This is a genomic window from Actinomycetospora sp., from assembly GCF_036497245.1.
In the GTDB taxonomy this organism is placed as follows: Bacteria; Actinomycetota; Actinomycetes; order Mycobacteriales; family Pseudonocardiaceae; genus Actinomycetospora.
In genome coordinates, this window is the sequence record NZ_DASXJS010000239.1 from 1 (window position 1) to 1590 (window position 1590).

Consider the following 1590-nt stretch of genomic DNA (forward strand, 5'->3'; position numbering starts at 1 on the left):
CGTCGTCCGGTAGGTCTCGACGACGGCGCGGAACGCGGCGAGCCCGACGGTCTCCGGGCCGTTCGTGGTGGAGAGCAGGAAGACGCGCTCGCCGTCGGTGTTGAGACCGCCGAGCTCCATGAGGTCCCGCTTGCCCGCCAGGGCGGCGAGGGCGAAGCCGTTGCCCATGGCCTTGCCCCAGGTCGAGAGGTCCGGGACGACCCCGTAGACCTCCTGCGCGCCGCCGGTCGCCCAGCGGAAACCGGTGATCATCTCGTCGAAGACGAGCACCGCGCTCTCGGCGGTGCAGAGCTCGCGCAGGCCCTCGAGGAAGCCGGGCTCCGGGGCGACCATCCCGGTCGCGGCCTCGGTGAACACCGCGGCGATCCGGCCCGGGTACTGCGCGAACAGCGCGCGCAGCGAGTCGAGGTCGTTGTAGCCGAAGCGGACGGTGCCCGAGCGGACGTCGTCGGGGATGCCCGCGTTCATCGCGGTCGAGCCGATGAACCAGTCGTCGGTGGAGAAGAACGGCTGGCCCGCGACGGCCACCATGTCCCGCCCGGTGGCGGCACGCGCGATCTTGAGCGCGGCCGTCGTCGCGTCGGATCCGTTCTTGGCGAACTTGACCATGTCCGCGCCCGGGACGACGGACAGGAAGTCCTCGGCCGCGGCGACCTCGAGGGTGGAGGGCCGGGTGAAGCTCACGCCGCGGGAGAGGACGTCGCGCACGGCGTCGACGACCGGCCCGTAGGCGTGGCCGAGCGTCACGGCCCGCAGCCCCATGCCGTACTCGACGAACTCGTTGCCGTCCGCGTCCCAGACCCGTGCGCCGAGCCCCCGCTCGATGACCGGGGCCATGCCCTCGGGGTACTGGTCGTCACCACGGGCGTAGGTGTGCGCCCCGCCCGGCACCATCGTGTGGAGTCGGTTCGCGAGCTCGGTGGAGCGCGAGAAGCTCGGGGCCTCGTGATCCATCTGGCGGTACCTCCGTGGGGACGGTGCGGGTCCGGGCGATGACGCGGAGTGGCCGACGCTGGCACTTCCCTCGTGACCATCGTCCCCGGTCGCCGACGGGGACCGCCCGGCGGGGCGCGACCCGGACCGTCCGATCCGGCGCGGCCCGCCGCGACGCGACGTCGACGGAGGGACGGAGTCGTCCTCGAGGACGCACCGGAGCGTGTCCCGGTTGTCCGCAGGGGGACGTTCGAGGGCCGGGTCACCACGGTGTGGTCCTCGGGCACGATCCGTCACCGGCGGCAGGCGGCCGACGGAGGCTCCCCGCGGCGGCGGTTGGCTCGATCGGCCGCGCCCCGGGCGGGCCCGTCGCCACCGGCGTCAGGGGGTGCCGTACCCGGTGGTCCCGGTCGGCCCAACGGTGGTCCCCCGACCGGGACGCGCAGATGGTCCCTCCCAGAATGGTGCGCATGGCGGAGCGTTGTTCCCGCGACTCGGGTCGTGACGGCAGCGGGGCCGGCCCCCGTCGGGTCGTGGCCCTGCGGACCACGTCCCGGCCGCAGCCGGTGGCGCCGGCGTGGGCGGGCCCGGGCGACGAGACCGGGTGGGACCCGGACCCCCCGCGCGGCGCCTCGGCGTCGGCGCTCGCGGAGTCCG

General features: G+C 74.7%; 2 protein-coding genes. One reads left to right on the plus strand and one right to left on the minus strand.

The features are described 5' to 3' along the window. A partial coding sequence (locus tag VGI02_RS25070) for a glutamate-1-semialdehyde 2,1-aminomutase (RefSeq protein WP_331632044.1) occupies window positions 1-954 on the minus strand: 954 nt, incomplete at its 3' end. 449 nt (window positions 955-1403) lie between these two features. Here VGI02_RS25070 and VGI02_RS25075 point away from each other — a divergent pair. Further along, window positions 1404-1590 (plus strand): hypothetical protein (locus VGI02_RS25075; protein WP_331632046.1); only part of this gene is annotated, 187 nt, incomplete at its 3' end.